This is a genomic window from Streptomyces sp. 6N223 (genome assembly GCF_052246635.1).
Classification (GTDB): Bacteria; Actinomycetota; Actinomycetes; order Streptomycetales; family Streptomycetaceae; genus Streptomyces.
On sequence record NZ_JBQQCA010000016.1, the window covers coordinates 76,293 to 92,756 of the forward strand.

15 protein-coding genes are annotated in these 16,464 nt (G+C 74.1%); 11 read left to right on the forward strand and 4 right to left on the reverse strand.

The features are described 5' to 3' along the window. Positions 1 to 104: 104 nt before the first annotated feature. The 4 genes from whiG to ACTWQH_RS13005 all read right to left on the reverse strand — a co-directional run bounded on the left by whiG (position 105) and on the right by ACTWQH_RS13005 (position 4,333). Positions 105 to 941, reverse strand: a complete 837-nt coding sequence (whiG, locus tag ACTWQH_RS12990) for an RNA polymerase sigma factor WhiG (RefSeq protein ID WP_443286623.1) — start codon at positions 939 to 941, stop codon at positions 105 to 107. Between the two features lie 223 nt (positions 942 to 1,164). After that, on the reverse strand, positions 1,165 to 2,325 hold the full coding sequence (dprA, locus tag ACTWQH_RS12995) for a DNA-processing protein DprA (RefSeq protein ID WP_443286624.1): 1,161 nt from the start codon (positions 2,323 to 2,325) through the stop codon (positions 1,165 to 1,167). After that, positions 2,322 to 3,950 (reverse strand): YifB family Mg chelatase-like AAA ATPase, encoded by a 1,629-nt coding sequence (locus ACTWQH_RS13000; protein ID WP_443286662.1) that lies wholly within the window; start codon positions 3,948 to 3,950, stop codon positions 2,322 to 2,324. The genes dprA and ACTWQH_RS13000 overlap by 4 nt, the downstream gene beginning before the upstream one ends. Beyond that, positions 3,950 to 4,333, reverse strand: a complete 384-nt coding sequence (locus ACTWQH_RS13005; protein ID WP_443286625.1) for a YraN family protein — start codon at positions 4,331 to 4,333, stop codon at positions 3,950 to 3,952. The genes ACTWQH_RS13000 and ACTWQH_RS13005 overlap by 1 nt, the downstream gene beginning before the upstream one ends. Before the next feature lie 403 nt (positions 4,334 to 4,736). Between ACTWQH_RS13005 and rpsB the strand changes: the two genes are divergently transcribed. The 11 genes from rpsB (at position 4,737) to ACTWQH_RS13060 (ending at position 16,440) form a co-directional block, all read left to right on the forward strand. Beyond that, positions 4,737 to 5,687, forward strand: a complete 951-nt coding sequence (gene rpsB, locus ACTWQH_RS13010; protein WP_443286626.1) for a 30S ribosomal protein S2 — start codon at positions 4,737 to 4,739, stop codon at positions 5,685 to 5,687. A gap of 51 nt (positions 5,688 to 5,738) precedes the next feature. Beyond that, positions 5,739 to 6,575 (forward strand): translation elongation factor Ts, encoded by an 837-nt coding sequence (tsf, locus tag ACTWQH_RS13015; RefSeq protein WP_443286627.1) that lies wholly within the window; start codon positions 5,739 to 5,741, stop codon positions 6,573 to 6,575. 235 nt (positions 6,576 to 6,810) lie between these two features. Then, on the forward strand, positions 6,811 to 7,548 hold the full coding sequence (pyrH, locus tag ACTWQH_RS13020) for a UMP kinase (RefSeq protein ID WP_443286628.1): 738 nt from the start codon (positions 6,811 to 6,813) through the stop codon (positions 7,546 to 7,548). A 46-nt stretch (positions 7,549 to 7,594) separates the two neighbouring features. Next, positions 7,595 to 8,152: a ribosome recycling factor gene (frr, locus tag ACTWQH_RS13025; protein WP_443286629.1), complete on the forward strand. Its 558-nt coding sequence runs from the start codon at positions 7,595 to 7,597 to the stop codon at positions 8,150 to 8,152. A gap of 55 nt (positions 8,153 to 8,207) precedes the next feature. Then, positions 8,208 to 9,212: a phosphatidate cytidylyltransferase gene (locus tag ACTWQH_RS13030; RefSeq protein WP_443286663.1), complete on the forward strand. Its 1,005-nt coding sequence runs from the start codon at positions 8,208 to 8,210 to the stop codon at positions 9,210 to 9,212. Between the two features lie 39 nt (positions 9,213 to 9,251). Beyond that, positions 9,252 to 10,379 (forward strand): 23S rRNA (adenine(2503)-C(2))-methyltransferase RlmN, encoded by a 1,128-nt coding sequence (rlmN, locus tag ACTWQH_RS13035; protein WP_443286630.1) that lies wholly within the window; start codon positions 9,252 to 9,254, stop codon positions 10,377 to 10,379. A 179-nt stretch (positions 10,380 to 10,558) separates the two neighbouring features. Continuing rightward, entirely contained in the window at positions 10,559 to 11,659 is a 1,101-nt protein-coding gene (locus ACTWQH_RS13040; protein WP_443286631.1) for a thiamine ABC transporter substrate-binding protein, read from the forward strand. Continuing rightward, positions 11,635 to 13,314 (forward strand): ABC transporter permease, encoded by a 1,680-nt coding sequence (locus ACTWQH_RS13045; protein WP_443286632.1) that lies wholly within the window; start codon positions 11,635 to 11,637, stop codon positions 13,312 to 13,314. Before ACTWQH_RS13040 ends, ACTWQH_RS13045 begins: the two co-directional genes overlap by 25 nt. 56 nt (positions 13,315 to 13,370) lie before the next feature. Further along, positions 13,371 to 14,402, forward strand: a complete 1,032-nt coding sequence (locus ACTWQH_RS13050; protein ID WP_443286664.1) for an ABC transporter ATP-binding protein — start codon at positions 13,371 to 13,373, stop codon at positions 14,400 to 14,402. A gap of 194 nt (positions 14,403 to 14,596) precedes the next feature. Next, positions 14,597 to 15,613, forward strand: coding sequence for an ATP-binding cassette domain-containing protein (locus ACTWQH_RS13055; protein ID WP_443286633.1), 1,017 nt, complete (start codon positions 14,597 to 14,599; stop codon positions 15,611 to 15,613). After that, a complete protein-coding gene (locus tag ACTWQH_RS13060) occupies positions 15,610 to 16,440 on the forward strand; it encodes an ABC transporter permease (protein ID WP_443286634.1) in 831 nt (276 codons plus the stop codon). Before ACTWQH_RS13055 ends, ACTWQH_RS13060 begins: the two co-directional genes overlap by 4 nt. The last annotated feature ends 24 nt before the right edge of the window (positions 16,441 to 16,464 follow it).

Here is a 16,464-nt window from a genome sequence, read left to right on the forward strand (position 1 = left end):
CAGGGAAGGCGCCCCCCATGCGTACGAGGGCGACCCTCCGCCGTGCGACCGACCGCGTCCGACGCCGCGGGCCGATCCGGGGAGATCCACCGGACAGGCCCTGACTAGCCCACGTCCGACAGCTTGGCGCGCAGCTGCAGCACGGACTTGGTGTGGATCTGGCTGACCCTGCTCTCCGTGACGCCCAGCACCTGGCCGATCTCCGCCAGCGTCAGCCCCTCGTAGTAGTAGAGCGTCACCACGGTCTTCTCCCGCTCCGGCAGGGTGTTGACGGCGCGGGCCAGCAGCCGCCGCAGCTCGCGGTCCTCGGCCACCTCCACCGGGTTGTCGGCGGCGGTGTCCTCCAGGGTGTCCATCAGGCTCAGCCGGTCGCCGCCCTCGCCGCCGGCGTGCAGCAGTTCCTCCAGGGCCACGACGTTCGCCAGGGAGAGCTGGCTGAAGACGCCGTGAAGCTCCTCCAGGGTGACGCCCATCTCCTCGGCGACCTCGGACTCCGAGGGGGTACGCCGCAGCGACGCCTCCAGCGTGGCGTAGGCGCGCTCGATCGCCCGCGCCTTCTGCCGCACCGAGCGCGGGATCCAGTCCAGCGCCCTGAGCTCGTCGATCATCGCGCCGCGGATTCGGGTGATGGCGTAGGTCTCGAACTTGATCGACCGGTCCGGGTCGAACTTCTCGATGGCGTCGATGAGGCCGAACACCCCGGAGGAGACGAAGTCCGCCTGCTCCACGTTGGGCGGCAGCCCCACGCTGACCCGGCCCGCCACGTACTTCACCAGGGGCGAGTAGTGCAGGATGAGCTGCTCGCGCAGCCGGTCGTCGCCGGTGGTCTTGTAGGAGCGCCACAGCTCGTCGAGGGAGGTGGGCGGCGGCGGGCTGGTGGCGCGCTCCGCCGCGGCCGGCCGTGTCACCGCGTGCTGAGGCCCGGAGGAGTGCTGTGGCATGCGTCGTCTTGAGCCGTTCTGCCAGTGGTTACATGCTTCTCGTGCGGGTTCTGGTGTCAGAACCCTGTGAGCGTAGCGTGACTGGAGTGTCGCTTTGCGCATGTGACGGGCATGCGGACATGCGCAGATACGTTCCGCTGCACGCACGCCGGTGTCATGCGCGCCCGCGTGTCGCGCCCGGCCGGCCGCCTGTGCCCGGGGCGAGGCCCTGTCCGGACGAGGCCTAGCGGCACAACTGCCAGCGGTCGCCCACCCGTTCGACGAAGCCGAGCGAACTGAGCTCGTGCAGCCGGGCGATCGCGGCCTCCCTGCTGGTGCACGCGCCACGCGCCAGCTCCTCCGCGTCGGCCGCGCCGACCGCGGGCACCGCGTCGAGCACCCGCGCCGCCTGCGGCGCCAGCAGGTCGCGCGAGACCACGGGCCCGCTCTCCTCCCGGGCCAGCTCCCCCATCTCTCCCACGAGTTCGATGATGTCCCCGGCACCGCCGACCAGGGTGGCGTCCTCCCGGATCAGCCGGTGCGCCCCCGCCGACAGCCCCGAGGTCACCGGCCCCGGCACCGCCATCAGATGCCGGCCCAGCCGCCCCGCATGCCGTGCGGTGATGAGCGCACCGCTGCGCCGGGCCGCCTCCACCACCACCGTGCCGCGCGTCAACGCAGCGATCACCCGGTTCCGCTGCACGAACCTCGCGCGTGTCGGATGGTCCCCGGGCGCCAGCTCGGCGACGACCAGCCCGGACTCGGCGATCCGGCCCAGCAGTTCGCGGTGCGCCGCCGGATAGCTGACGTCCACCCCGCAGGCCAGCACCGCGATGGTGGCCCCGCCGACCGCGAGCGCCCCCCGGTGCGCGGCGCCGTCGATGCCGTACGCCGCGCCGGAGACCACCGTCCAGCCGCGCTCGGCCAGGGCCATGCCGAGCTCGGCCGCCACGTGCGCCCCGTACTCCGAGCAGGCGCGGGCGCCGACCAGGGCGACCGAGCGCAGCGCGACGAAACGCAGCGAGCACCGCCCGCGCACCCACAGCCCGACGGGCCTCGCCCACCCGAGATCGTCCAGCTGGCTGGGCCACTCCCGGTCGCCCGGGCACACGAACCGCCCGCCCAGCGCGGCGATGACCGACAGGTCCCGCTCGGGCGCGGCCCGCTCCGCCCGCAGTCGCAGCCCCGCCCAGCGCTCCGGCGTCGCGCCCGCCGGTCTCCGGTCCTCCCGCAGCGCCCGCCAGGTCTCCTCCGGGCCGAGCTCGTCCACCCACCGGCCCACCAGCTCGTCGCCGGGCTCCGCCACCCGCGCCAGCGCCGCACGCGCCAGCCGCCGCTGCCGCTCCCGCCCGGGCCCCGCCGCGGCCGTGGCGCCGTCCGCGTCGGCGCCCTCCGGCCCCGTCACGGCAGGCTCCCCAGCAGGCCGGCGCCGCGCCGCACCCCCGTGCGCAGCTCCAGCGCCGCGTCCACGTCCTCGGCCGTGGGCCGCGCCCTGCCCGCAAGGTCGGCCACGGTCCAGGCCACCCGCAGCACCCGGTCCAGCCCCCGGGCCGTCAGCAGGCCCCGGTCCATGTCCTGCTCGGCGCGGGCCGTGGCCCCGGGAGCCGGCGCCCAGCGGCCGCGCAGCTCGTGCCCGGGAACCTCGCCGTTGGTGGCCCACGGCGTGCCCGCGTACCGCGCCGCCGCCCGCTCCCGGGCGGCGAGCACCCGCTGCGCCACCGCGGCCGTCGGCTCACCGGCGCCCCCCGCGATCAGCTCGGCCCGGCTCACCGGCTCCACCGGCACCCGCAGGTCGATGCGGTCGAGCAGCGGGCCCGACAGCCGGGCGCGGTACCGCCGCACCGTGCTCGGCAGGCACTCGCACTCGCCGCCGGGCGAACCGTGCCGCCCGCACGGGCAGGGGTTGGCCGCCAGCACCAGCAGCACCCGCGCGGGCATCCGCACCGTGCCCGCGGCCCTGGCCACCACCACATGACCGCACTCCAGCGGCTGGCGCAGCGCGTCCAGCACCTGGCCGCTCATCTCCGCCGCCTCGTCCAGGAACAGCACCCCGTGATGGGCCAGCGACACCGCACCCGGCCGGGGCAGCCCGCTGCCGCCGCCGACCACCGCCGCCATGGAGGCGGAGTGGTGCGGCGCGCAGTACGGCGGGCGGTCGACCAGCGGCCTGCCCGGCGGCAGGGTGCCGCCCACCGAGTGCACCGCGGTGACCTCGAGGGACTCCTGCCGCGTCAGCGGCGGCAGCAGCCCCGGCAGCCGCTCGGCGAGCATCGTCTTCCCCGCACCCGGCGCGCCCTTGAGCAGCAGGTGGTGCCGGCCGGCCGCCGCCACCTCCAGCGCCCGCCGCGCCACCCGCTGCCCCGACACCTCGGCCATGTCGGGCGGCGGCTCGTCGGCGCGCACCGCCTGGTACAGGCCGCCCGGCTGCGGATACCCCCAGGCCGCGCCCAGCGGCGAGGGCCGGCCGTCCCCGGCCTCGCCGCCCGCCCCCGCCGCGCCCGGCTCCTCCGGCACCGGCTCGTCCGTCAGTAGCGCGATGAGCTGCCGCAGGCTGCGCACCCCGAGCACGGACACCTCCGGCACGAGCGCCGCCTCCGCCGCCGCCGGCTCGGGGACGACCACCTGCCGGTACCCGGCGTCGGCCGCCGTCAGCACGGCGGGCAGCACCCCGCGCACCGGCCGGACCCGGCCGTCGAGGCCCAGCTCGCCGATCATCATCAGCTCCTCGATCGCGCGTGGGTCGATGCGCTCGGCGGCGGCGAGCACGCTGCAGGCGACCGCCAGGTCGAAGCCGCTGCCGCACTTGGGCACCGCCGCCGGGCTCAGCCCCACCGTGAGCTTCTTCTGCGGCCACTCCGCGCCCGAGTTGATGACCGCGGCCCTGACCCGGTCCCGGCTCTCGCTCAGCGACTTGTCGGCCAGCCCCACGAGCGAGAACGCCGCGACCCCCGGCTCCAGGTCGGCCTGGACCTCGACCACCACGCCCTCGACCCCGACCAGGGCGACCGCGCAGGTGCGGGCGAACCCCATCACGCCACCCCCTTCACGTGCTCCACCACCGGGGCGCCGCGCCGCGGCAGCAGCACCCCCACCAGGTCGATCCGCACCCCGCCGGCCGGCGGTGCGGCGTACACCGCGAGCCAGCGCTCGCACAGCCACCGCTGCGCCAGCTCCCGCAGCCGCACCGCCTTGCCGGGCGTCAGCCCCGCCATCGGGTGCTGGTACCGCCCGGCACGCCGCGTCTTCACCTCGCACACCACCAGCGCCCCGGCCTCGCCCTCCTCCCGTGCCACGATGTCGATCTCGCCCGCCCGGCAGCGCCAGTTCCGCTCCAGGACGGCGAGGCCCACGCCGCCGAGCCACCGAGCGGCCAGGTCCTCTCCGAAGCGCCCGAGCGCCCCGCGCTCGTTCATGCCGCATCACCTCCGTCACACAGCGTGACGGAACTGCGGCGTGTTCGCAGTGCCCCCCGGACAACCTGTGGACAACCCGGAGACTGTGTACAACTCCGTCACTCGTGTGAGTGACCCCGTGCGTGCCCCGGCGCGGCCGGCCGGGACCGGCTCCCGGCGTTCGCGCCCGGTCGCCCGCCGAGCGCCCGGTCCCTTACACTTGCCGGTGGCGATCCGGACCCGGATCGACCTCGCATGCCCCGCCACTCCGGCACACGGCTCCGCCGCGTCGCCGCAGTGGCCGCGTCACTCGGTCCATGGAGCGGCTGTCCGGGACGGCTTCCACGGTAGGGCGCGCAGGGGCGTCAGGAGCGCCGCCCACCCGGGCGGCGCTGACAACCGAGCGTCAACGAGGAGAACGGCCATGGCCGTCGTCACGATGCGGGAGCTGCTGGAGAGCGGTGTCCACTTCGGGCACCAAACCCGCCGCTGGAACCCGAAGATGAAGCGCTTCATCTTCACCGAGCGCAACGGCATCTACATCATCGACCTGCTCCAGTCGCTGTCGTACATCGACCGCGCCTACGAGTTCGTCAAGGAGACCGTCGCGCACGGCGGCTCCGTCATGTTCGTCGGCACCAAGAAGCAGGCGCAGCAGGCCATCGCCGAGCAGGCGACCCGCGTCGGCATGCCGTACGTCAACCAGCGGTGGCTGGGCGGCATGCTCACCAACTTCTCCACCGTCCACAAGCGCCTCCAGCGCCTGAAGGAGCTGGAGCAGATCGACTTCGACGACGTGGCGGCCTCCGGCCTGACGAAGAAGGAGCTGCTGGTCCTCTCCCGCGAGAAGGCCAAGCTGGAGAAGACCCTGGGCGGCATCCGGGACATGCAGAAGGTGCCCAGCGCGGTCTGGATCGTGGACACCAAGAAGGAGCACATCGCCGTCGGCGAGGCCCGCAAGCTCAGCATCCCGGTCGTCGCGATCCTGGACACCAACTGCGACCCCGACGAGGTCGACTACAAGATCCCGGGCAACGACGACGCCATCCGCTCCGTCACGCTCCTGACGCGCGTGATCGCGGACGCCGTCGCGGAGGGCCTCATCGCCCGCTCGGGCGCCGCCGAGGCGAAGGAGGGCGAGAAGCCGGCCGTCGCCGCCGCGGCCGAGCCGCTGCCGGAGTGGGAGCGCGAGCTGCTTCAGGGCGCCGAGGCGAAGGCCGCGGAGGCCGCCCCCGCCGAGCCGGCCACGGAGCAGCCGGCCGCCGAGGCCGCCCCCGCCGAGCCGGCCGCGGAGCAGCCGGCCGCCGCCGAGTCCGACGCCGAGTCCGACGCCGAGCCGGCCGCCGGGCAGGACACCCCAACCGAGCAGGGCTGACGCGCACAGGCCACCACGCCACCACGAATTCGGGAAGAGAATCACGAAACCATGGCGAACTTCACCGCCGCCGACGTCAAGAAGCTCCGGGAGCTGACCGGCGCCGGCATGATGGACTGCAAGAAGGCGCTGGACGAGGCCGGGGGCGACGTCACCAAGGCCGTCGAGATCCTGCGGGTCAAGGGCCAGAAGGGCGTGGCCAAGCGGGAGAGCCGCACCGCCTCCAACGGCGCGGTGATCTCCCGGATCGCCGAGGACAACGCCTCGGGCGTGCTGGTCGAGCTCAAGTGCGAGACCGACTTCGTGGCCAAGGGCGACCGGTTCCAGGCCGCCGCCGCCGCCGTGGCCGAGCACGTCTACGCCACCGCCCCCGCCGACCTCGCGACGCTGCTCGCCTCCGAGATCGAGTCCGGCACGACCGTCCAGGAGTTCGTCAACGAGGCGAACGCCACGCTCGGCGAGAAGATCGTCCTCGACCGCTTCGCCAGCTTCTCCGGCGGGTACGTCGCCTCGTACCTGCACCGCACCATGCCCGACCTGCCGCCGCAGGTCGGCGTGCTGGTCGAGCTGTCGGAGGAGAACGCCGAGGCCGCCAAGGACGTGGCGCAGCACATCGCCGCCTTCGGCCCGAGGTACCTCAGCCGCGAGGACGTCCCGGCCGACGTGGTGGAGAACGAGCGCCGCATCGCCGAGGCGACCGCCAGGGAGGAGGGCAAGCCCGAGGCGGCCCTGCCCCGGATCGTCGAGGGCCGGGTCAACGGCTTCTTCAAGGAGCACGTGCTGCTCGACCAGCCCTTCGCCAAGGACAACAAGAAGACCGTGAAGAAGGTGCTCGACGAGGCCGGAGTCACTCTCACGCGCTTCGCGCGCTTCCGCGTCGGGGCGTGACGCCGCTCGGCCCGGTGACCCTGTGACCCGTTCCGCGCCTTCGGGGGCGGATCAGGCGCGGCCCCGCTATTGTCGGGGCGCGGGGCACCGGGCCGCGGCATGAACGACCCGGCGGCCGCAGTTGTGACGAGGAGGCCACTGCCGAGCAGGGAACCGCACGGACGTGCCGGTCACGCCGGTGCCCAGGGCAGTGGCCTCTTTCGTGTGTGCACGAGGAGAGCACCAGGAGATCACCATGGATCATGACGACAAGCGCCGGCGCTTCCTGCTGAAGCTGTCGGGAGAGGCCTTCGCGGGCGGTGGTGGGCTCGGTGTCGATCCCGACGTCGTGCACAAGATGGCCCGCGAGATCTCCGCCGTCGTACGCGACGGCGCCCAGCTGGCCGTCGTCATCGGCGGCGGCAACTTCTTCCGCGGCGCCGAGCTGCAGCAGCGCGGCATGGACCGGGCCCGCTCCGACTACATGGGCATGCTCGGCACGGTCATGAACTGCCTCGCCCTCCAGGACTTCCTGGAGAAGGAGGGCATCGAGACCCGGGTGCAGACGGCGATCACCATGGGGCAGGTCGCCGAGCCGTACATCCCGCTGCGGGCCGTGCGCCACCTGGAGAAGGGCCGCGTCGTCATCTTCGGCGCCGGCATGGGCCTGCCGTACTTCTCCACCGACACCACGGCCGCCCAGCGCGCGCTGGAGATCGACGCCGAGGCGCTGCTGATGGGCAAGAACGGCGTGGACGGCGTGTACGACTCCGACCCGGCCTCCAACCCGGACGCGGTGCGGTTCGACGCGCTCGACTACGGGGAGGTCATCACCCGGGACCTGAAGGTGGCGGACTCCACGGCGATCACCCTGTGCCGGGACAACGGCCTGCCCATCCTCGTGTTCGAGCTGCTCGCGGAGGGCAATATCGCCCGTGCGGTAAAGGGTGAGAAGATCGGCACACTCGTGAACAACCAGGGGCGTCGGGCGTGACCCCTCGGATGACCGCCCGTCACACACATCGAACCAGGAGCACGTGGTGATCGAAGAAACCCTCCTCGAAGCTGAGGAGAAGATGGAGAAGACGGTCGTGGTGGCCAAGGAGGATCTGGCCGCCATCCGCACCGGCCGTGCGCACCCGGCGATGTTCAACAAGATCACGGCCGAGTACTACGGCACCCAGACCCCGATCAACCAGCTGGCGTCCTTCGCGGTCCCCGAGGCCCGCATGGCCGTGGTGACCCCGTTCGACAAGAGCTCGCTGCGCAACATCGAGCAGGCGATCCGCGACTCCGACCTCGGCGTCAACCCCACCAACGACGGGAACGTCATCCGGGTGGTCTTCCCCGAGCTGACCGAGGAGCGCCGCCGGGAGTTCATCAAGGTGGCCCGCAGCAAGGGCGAGGACGCCAAGATCGCGATCCGCGGCGTACGCCGCAAGGCCAAGGAGGCCATCGACAAGGCCATCAAGGACGGCGAGGTCGGCGAGGACGAGGGCCGCCGCGGCGAGAAGGAGCTGGACGACACCACCTCCAAGTACGTCGCCCAGGTGGACGAGCTGCTCAAGCACAAGGAAGCCGAGCTGCTCGAGGTCTGAGGCTCCCAGGGCTTCCGAGCCCCGAGAGCCCTCAGAGCCTTCTCGCCGAAGGACGCTGTCACCTGTGAACGAATCACCCTGGGGGCCTGCGGAGCACCTGCGCACCGCCCCGGCGGGTCCCCTGCGCGATCCCGGCATGGCGTCGGAGACTCGGACTGTGCCCCCCGAGGAACGCGAACCCCGACCCGAGGACGCCGACCCGCCACCCGCGCAGTCCGGCAGGTCCGGCAGCTCGGGCCGTGGCAGGCGCGCGGGCCGTGACCTGCCCGCCGCCGTGGGCGTCGGACTCGGCCTCGGAGCCGTGATCCTCGTCTCCCTCTTCGTCTACAAGCCGGTCTTCCTGGGCGTCATAGCGGCGGCGGTGGTCGTCGGCCTGTGGGAGCTGTCCTCCCGCCTGGCGGAGCGCAAGCGCATCCGGCTGCCCCTGCCCCCGCTGGCGCTGGGCGGCGCCGCCATGGTCGTGAGCGGATACCTGGAGGGCGCCGAGGCCGCCTGGACCGCCACCGCGCTGACCGCCCTCGGCGTGCTCGTGTGGCGCATGGCCGGCCCGCCCGAGAACTACCTGCGCGACGTGACCGCCGGCGTCTTCGCGGCGTTCTACGTCCCCTTCCTCGCCACCTTCGTGGCCCTGATGCTCGCCGCCGACGACGGGCCCTGGCGCGTCTTCACCTTCCTGCTGCTGACCGTCGTCAGCGACACCGGCGCCTACGCCGTGGGCTGGCGGCTGGGGCGGCACAAGCTGGCCCCCCGCATCAGCCCCGGCAAGACCCGCGAAGGGCTGGCCGGGGCGGTGCTCTTCGCGATGCTCGCCGGGGCGCTGTGCATGCGGTTCCTCGTCGACGACGGCACCTGGTGGCAGGGCCTGCTGCTCGGCCTCGCCGTCGCCGTCAGCGCCACCCTCGGGGACCTGGGCGAGTCCATGATCAAGCGCGATCTCGGGATCAAGGACATGGGCTCCCTGCTGCCGGGCCACGGCGGGATCATGGACCGCCTCGACTCGCTGCTGCCGACGGCGCCCGTGGCCTGGCTGCTCTTCCTGGCCTTCGTCGGATCCGGCTGACCCGCGAGCTGACCCGCGATCTGCGAGACTTGCTTCATCATGCCTACTCCGCAACGCCCCCGCCCGAGGCCGGGCGAGCTCACCTTCGCCGCGCCGCGCGGTGCCTCCCTCCCGCCGCGCCACCTCGCCGACCTCACCCCCGCCGAGCGCGGCGAGGCCGTGGCCGAGCTGGGCGAGAAGCCGTTCCGCGCCCGGCAGCTGTCGCGGCACTACTTCGCGCGGCTCACGGACGACCCGGCGGCGTTCACCGACATCCCGGCCGCCACCCGCGGGCAGCTCGCCGACCGGCTGCTGCCGCGCCTGATGACCGTGGTGCGGCACGCGAGCTGCGACGAGGGCGCCACCCGCAAGACGCTGTGGCGGCTGCACGACGGCACGCTGGTGGAGTCGGTGCTGATGCGGTACCCGGACCGGGTCACCATGTGCGTCTCCTCCCAGGCGGGCTGCGGCATGAACTGCCCGTTCTGCGCCACCGGCCAGGCCGGCCTGGACCGCAACCTGTCGGCCGCCGAGATCGTCCACCAGATCGTGGACGGCGCACGCGCCCTGCGCGACGGCGAGCTGCCCGGCGGCCCGGCCCGCCTGAGCAACGTCGTCTTCATGGGCATGGGCGAGCCGCTGGCCAACTACACGCGCGTCGTCGGCGCGATCCGACGCCTCACCGACGCCGCCCCCGACGGCCTGGGCCTCTCCCAGCGCGGCGTCACCGTCTCCACCGTGGGCCTCGTCCCCGCCATGCGCCGCCTCGCCGCCGAGGGTCTGGCCTGCCGCCTCGCGGTCTCGCTCCACGCGCCCGACGACGAGCTGCGCGACACGCTCGTGCCCGTCAACACCCGCTGGCCCGTCCGCGAGGTGCTCGACGCGGCGTGGGCGTACGCCGACGCGTCCGGCCGTCGCATCTCCATCGAGTACGCCCTGATCCGGGACGTCAACGACCAGGCGTGGCGGGCCGATCGGCTCGGCCGCCTCGTCAGGGGGCGCGGCGCGCACGTCAACCTCATCCCGCTCAACCCCACCCCGGGCTCGAAGTGGACCGCCTCCCGCCCCGAGGACGAGCGCGCGTTCGTGGCGGCGCTTCAGGCCCACGGCGTTCCGGTGACGGTGCGCGACACACGCGGGCAGGAGATCGACGGCGCCTGCGGCCAGCTCGCGGCGTCGGCGCGCTGAGCGGAATCGGCCCGTCCGCGGTCCGCCCGCCGTCCGCCCGCGGTGCCCCGTGGGCGCGCTGGTATCGTGAGTCGAACACCATTCCGACAGGGGAGCGCTCGCAGCGCTGAGAGTGCGGCAGCAGGCCGCAGACCCTCGAACCTCGCCCAGGTCATGCTGGGTAGGAAGTCGATGCCACCATGAAGCGCACCACCACGACGCTGGCCGCGGCCCTCGCCGCCCTCCTCGCCCTCACCGCCTGCGACGGCTCCGACGACCGGGGCGACGACGACGGCTCCGGCGGCGACCGCGAGGTCACCCTCGTCACCCACGACTCCTTCGCCGTATCCGACGCCGTGCTCGACGGCTTCACCCGCGAGACCGGCTACAGGGTGAACGTGCTGCGCGGCGGCGACGCCGGCGTCATGGTCAACCAGGCGATCCTCTCCAAGGACAACCCGCAGGGCGACGTCCTCTTCGGCGTGGACAACACCCTCCTCTCCCGCGCCCTGGACGAGGGCCTGTTCACCCCCCACCGGGCCGCCGGACTCGACCAGGTGCCCGAGGAGGTGCAGCTCGACGCCGGCGAACACCGCGTCACCCCCGTCGACACCGGCGACGTCTGCGTCAACTACGACCGCGCCTACTTCGACGACCGCGGCCTCGCCCCGCCCCGGACCCTCGACGACCTGGCCGACCCCGCCTACCGCGACCTGCTGGTGGTCGAGAACGCCGCCACCTCCTCGCCCGGCCTCGCCTTCCTCCTCGCCACCGTCGCCGCCCACGGCGAGGACGGCTGGCAGGACTACTGGGAGCGCCTCGCCGACAACGGCGTCGAGGTCGTGGACGGCTGGGAGCAGGCGTACAACGAGCGCTTCTCCGGAGCCGGCAACGGCGGCGACAAGCCGCTGGTCGTCTCCTACGCCACCAGCCCGCCCGCCGGGCTCGTCTACGGCGACCCGCCGCTCGCCGAGATCCCCGAGGGCGAGTGGCCCGACCAGGCCCCGACCGGCGTGGCCACCGGCACCTGCTTCCGCCAGGTCGAGTTCGCCGGGCTGCTGACCGGCGCCGCCAACCCCGAGGGCGGCCGCGCCCTGCTGGACTTCCTCCTCAGCCGGGCGTTCCAGGAGGACGTGCCGCTGACGATGTTCGTCAACCCGGTGCGCGCCGACGCCGCCCTGCCCGAGGAGATCACCCGCTACGCCGGGCGGGCCGAGGACCCCCCGACCGTCGCGCCGCAGACGATCGCCGACAACCGCGAGCAGTGGATCGACGAGTGGACCTCTCTCGTCCTGCGATAGCGCGGCGCCGCCCCTCGCGCGCCACCCTGGCGCGGCTGGCCCTGCTCGCCCCGCCCCTGGCGTTCTTCGCGCTCTTCTTCGCCTACCCCGTCGCCACCATCACCGGCCGCGGCCTGCGCGAGGACGGCGCCTGGCAGTTCGGCCGCGCCGCCGAGGTGATCACCGACGCCGACACCCTCGGCGTGCTGTGGTTCACCGTCTGGCAGGCCGCCGCCTCCACCGCCCTGACCCTGGCCCTCGCCCTCCCCGGCGCCTACGCCTTCGCCCGCCTGGACTTCCCCGGCAAACGCCTCCTCCACGCCGTCGTCACCGTGCCGTTCGTGCTGCCCACCGTGGTGACCGGCGCCGCCTTCCTCGCCCTCCTCGGGCGCGGCGGCCTCCTCGAGGACCTCTGGGGCATACGCCTGGACACCAGCGTCTGGGCGATCCTGCTGGCCCACGCCTTCTTCAACTACGCCGTCGTCGTCCGCGTCGTCGGCGGCCTGTGGGCCCAGCTCGACCCACGCCAGGAGGAGGCCGCGCGGCTGCTCGGCGCGGGCCCGTTCGCCGCCTGGCGGCGCGTCACCCTCCCCGCGCTTCAGCCCGCCGTCGCCGCCGCCGCGCTGCTGGTCTTCCTCTTCACCTTCACCTCCTTCGGCACCATCCAGATCCTCGGCGGCCCGCGCTACGCCACCCTGGAGGTCGAGATATACCGGCAGACCGCGCAGCTGCTGGACCTGCCGACCGCCGCCGTCCTCAGCCTCCTCCAGCTCGCCGCCGTCACCGCCCTGCTCGCCGCCCACGCGCTGATCGTGCGCCGTACCGAGGCCGCCCACCGGCTGACCAGCGCCGCGCGCACCGCCCACCGCCCGCGCGGCGCGGCCCAGTGGGGCGCGCTCGCGGCCGTCCTCGCCGTCATCGCGCTGCTGCTCCTGCTGCCGCTCGCGGTCCTGATCGAGCGCTCCCTGTCCGTCCCCGGCGGCTACGGCCTGGGCAACTACCGCGCGCTGGCCTCCACCGAGGGCGGCACCTTCCTCGTCGCGCCCTGGGAGGCGATCGGCACCTCGCTGCGCTACGCCGCCGTCGCCACCGTCATCGCCGTCGCCGTCGGCACGCTCGCCGCCGCCGCGCTCACCCGGCGCGCCGGCCGCCTCGTGCGGGGCTTCGACGCGCTGCTGATGCTGCCGCTCGGCACCTCGGCCGTGACCGTCGGCTTCGGCTTCCTCATCGCCCTCGACGAGCCGCCGCTGGACCTGCGCTCCTGGTGGCTGCTGGTGCCGCTGGCGCAGGCGCTGGTGGCGGTGCCGTTCGTGGTGCGCACCATGCTGCCGGTGCTGCGCTCCATCGACGACCGGCTGCGGCAGGCCGCCGCCGTGCTCGGCGCCTCCCCGGCGCGCACCTGGCGCGAGGTGGACCTGCCGCTGGCGCGGCGCGGGCTGCTGGTCGCGGCCGGCTTCGCCTTCGCCGTCTCCCTCGGCGAGTTCGGCGCCACCGTCTTCATAGCCCGCGCCGACGCCCCGTCCCTGCCCGTCGCCGTGGCCCGGCTGCTGGGCCGCGCCGGCGAGCTCAACTACGGGCAGGCCATGGCGTTGTCCACCGTCCTGATGCTGCTGTGCGCCGTGACCCTGCTGGTGCTGGAACGCCTGCGCCCCCTCCGCTCCGGGGAGCTGGTGTGACCGTGTCCGGGATCGAGGCCGAGGCCACGCTGGAAGAGCCCGCGCCGGAGGAGGCCATGCTGGAACTGGACGGCGTCACCGTCCGCTTCGAACGCCCCCGCCACACCGCGCTCGACGCCCTGGACCTCGCCGTCGCCGCGCACCAGACCGTCTGCGTGCTCGGCCCCAGCGGCAGCGGCAAGTCCACGCTGCTGCGGGCGATCGCGGGCCTGACGCCCGTCGACGCCGGTGCGATGCGCCTCGCCGGCCGCGACCAGGCGGGCGTCCCCGCCCACCGCCGCGGCGTGGGGCTGATGTTCCAGGACCACCAGCTCTTCCCGCAGCACGACGTCGGCGGCAACATCGCGTTCGGGCTGCGGATGCGCCGCGTACGCCGGGCCGAGGCCGGCCGGCGCGTCGCCGAGCTGCTCGACTTGGTCGGCATGGCGGGCGCCGAGCGCCGCGCCGTGGACACCCTCTCCGGCGGCGAGCAGCAGCGGGTCGCCCTCGCCCGCGCCCTGGCCCCGGGGCCGCGGCTGCTCATGCTCGACGAGCCGCTGGGAGCCCTCGACCGCACGCTGCGTGAACGCCTCGTGGTCGAGCTGCGGCAGCTGTTCCGGCGGCTGGGCACCACCGTGCTCGCCGTCACCCACGACCAGGGCGAGGCGTTCGCGCTGGCCGACCGGGTGGTGGTGATGCGCGAGGGCCGGATCGCCCAGGCCGGCACGCCCGCCGAGGTGTGGCAGCGCCCGGCCGACGAGTTCACCGCGCGCTTCCTCGGCTTCCGCAACCTCGCCGAGGCGGTGGTGCGCGACGGCGTGGCCGACACCGCGTGGGGTCCGGTGCCGGTGCCCGAGGGCACGCCGCCCGGGCCGTGCCTGCTGCTGATCCGCCCTTCCGGCGTCGGCCTGACCGGGCCCGGCGACGCCGACGCCCCGCGGTGCGCGGTGTGGGCCCGCACCTTCCGCGGCGACCACGTCGTCCTGCATCTGGAGCCGGAGCGCGGACCGGAGCTGGAGGCCACCTGCCCGCTGCGCGGCGCCCCGGCCGAGGGCGCGCGCGTCGGCGTGGTCTTCGACCCGGCCGACGTCGTCGCCCTGCCGGGCTGACGCACCTCTCCGTCTCGCCGCCTCCCCGTCCTTCCCCGTCCGCCTCAGGTCTGGCCTGCCCGGCCGGGGCATCGGACCGTGGTACTACGCCCCGTCCCCAAAGGTCCGGCCGTGGTCCGACGAGTCCGCGGCGGCGGCGCGCTTTCGTGGAGAGCACAGATTCCGTCTCACCCACGCAGGCGAAAGCGACCGAGATGATCGAGGCACACGAGCTCACCAAGCGGTACGGCGAGAAGACCGCCGTCGACCGGCTGAGCTTCACCGTCCGGCCCGGCAGGGTCACCGGCTTCCTGGGGCCCAACGGCGCCGGAAAGTCCACCACCATGCGCATGATCGTCGGCCTGGACGCGCCCACCGGCGGCAGCGTCACGGTCGGCGGGCGGCGGTACGCCGACCACCCGGCGCCGCTGGCCGAGATCGGCACCCTGCTGGAGGCCAGGGCCGTCCACACCGGCCGCTCCGCCCTCAAGCACCTCCTGGCCCTGGCCCACACCCACGGCATACCGCGCCGCCGCGTCGACGAGGTCATCGGCATGGCGGGGCTGAGCGAGGTCGCGGGCAAGCGCGCCGGCGGCTTCTCCCTCGGCATGGGCCAACGCCTCGGCCTGGCCGCCGCGCTGCTCGCCGACCCCGCCGTCGTGATGCTCGACGAGCCGGTCAACGGGCTGGACCCCGAGGGCGTGCGCTGGATACGCGGCCTGCTGCGCGGCCTCGCCGCCGAGGGCCGCACGGTCTTCCTCTCCTCGCATCTGATGAGCGAGATGGCCCAGACCGCCGACCACCTGATCATCGTCGGCCGGGGCAGGCTGCTGGCGGACACATCGGTGTCGGACTTCCTGCGCGCGGCCGGCGTCGACACGGTGAGGGTCGTCTCCCCGCAGGCCGGACGGCTGCGCGAGCTGCTCGCCGGTCCGGGCGCCGAGATCGCCGTCACCGCGGCCGACACCCTGGAGGTCGCCGGGATCAGCAGCCGGCGGATCGGCGTGGCCGCCGCCGAGCACGGCATACCGCTGGTCGAGCTGACCCCGCGCCAGGCGTCCCTCGAGGACGCCTACATGGACCTCACCCGCCAGGCCGTCGAGTACCACTCGGACGCACCCGCTGCGCACATCACGGACATCGCGGAGGCCACGGGCGCCGCGGTCGCCGCGGGCACCGCCGTCACGACCGCAACGACCGTCACGACCACGGAAGGAGCCGCACGCCGATGAGCACCGCCACCGACACCGTGACCGCGACCGCGCCCGCCCACGGGCGCCCCGGCGCGCCCGCGTACCGCCTCAGCACCCGCGGCATCCTCCGCGCCGAGTGGACCAAGCTGTGGTCGCTGCGCTCGACCTGGTACACGCTGGGCGGCGTCGTGGTCCTCACCCTCGGCCTCGGGCTGATCATCGCCGGCGCCTACGAGCCCGACGACGCCCGCGACGCGGACTTCGACCCGGTCGCACTGCCCCTCTTCGGGCTGAACTTCGCCCAGCTCGCCGTTACCGTCCTCGGCATCCTGGCCTTCACCGGCGAGCACTCCACCGGCATGATCCGCTCCACCCTGGCGGCCGTGCCCCGGCGGCTGCCGGTGCTGTGGGCCAAGGCGGCCGTCTTCGGCGGCGTCGTGCTGGCGATATCGGTCCCCCTGGCGTTCCTCACCTTCCTCCTCGGCCAGCCCTTCCTCTCCGGCACGGAGCTGGACCGGTCCCTGACCGACCCCGGCGTCGCGCGGGGCATCCTCGGCGCGGCGGCGTTCACCGCCTACGGCAGCGTGATGGGCCTGGCCATCGGCGCGATACTGCGGCGGTCCCCGGGCGCGATAGCCGTCTACGCCGGCGTGGCGATGATCCTGCCCGAGCTGGCGATGCTGCTGCCCTGGGACTGGGTGAACGACGCGGTGCGGTTCCTGCCGTTCTACTCCGGAGACGAGCTGGGCCGGGCGGAGCCCGGCCCCGAGGCCCTGTCCACGACGGCCGCGTATCTGGTCCTGGCGGCCTGGGCGGCCATCGGCCTCGCCACCGCGGCACTGCTGATCAGGCGCCGGGACGTGTGACGATGCACGGGTGGGAATGGGAGC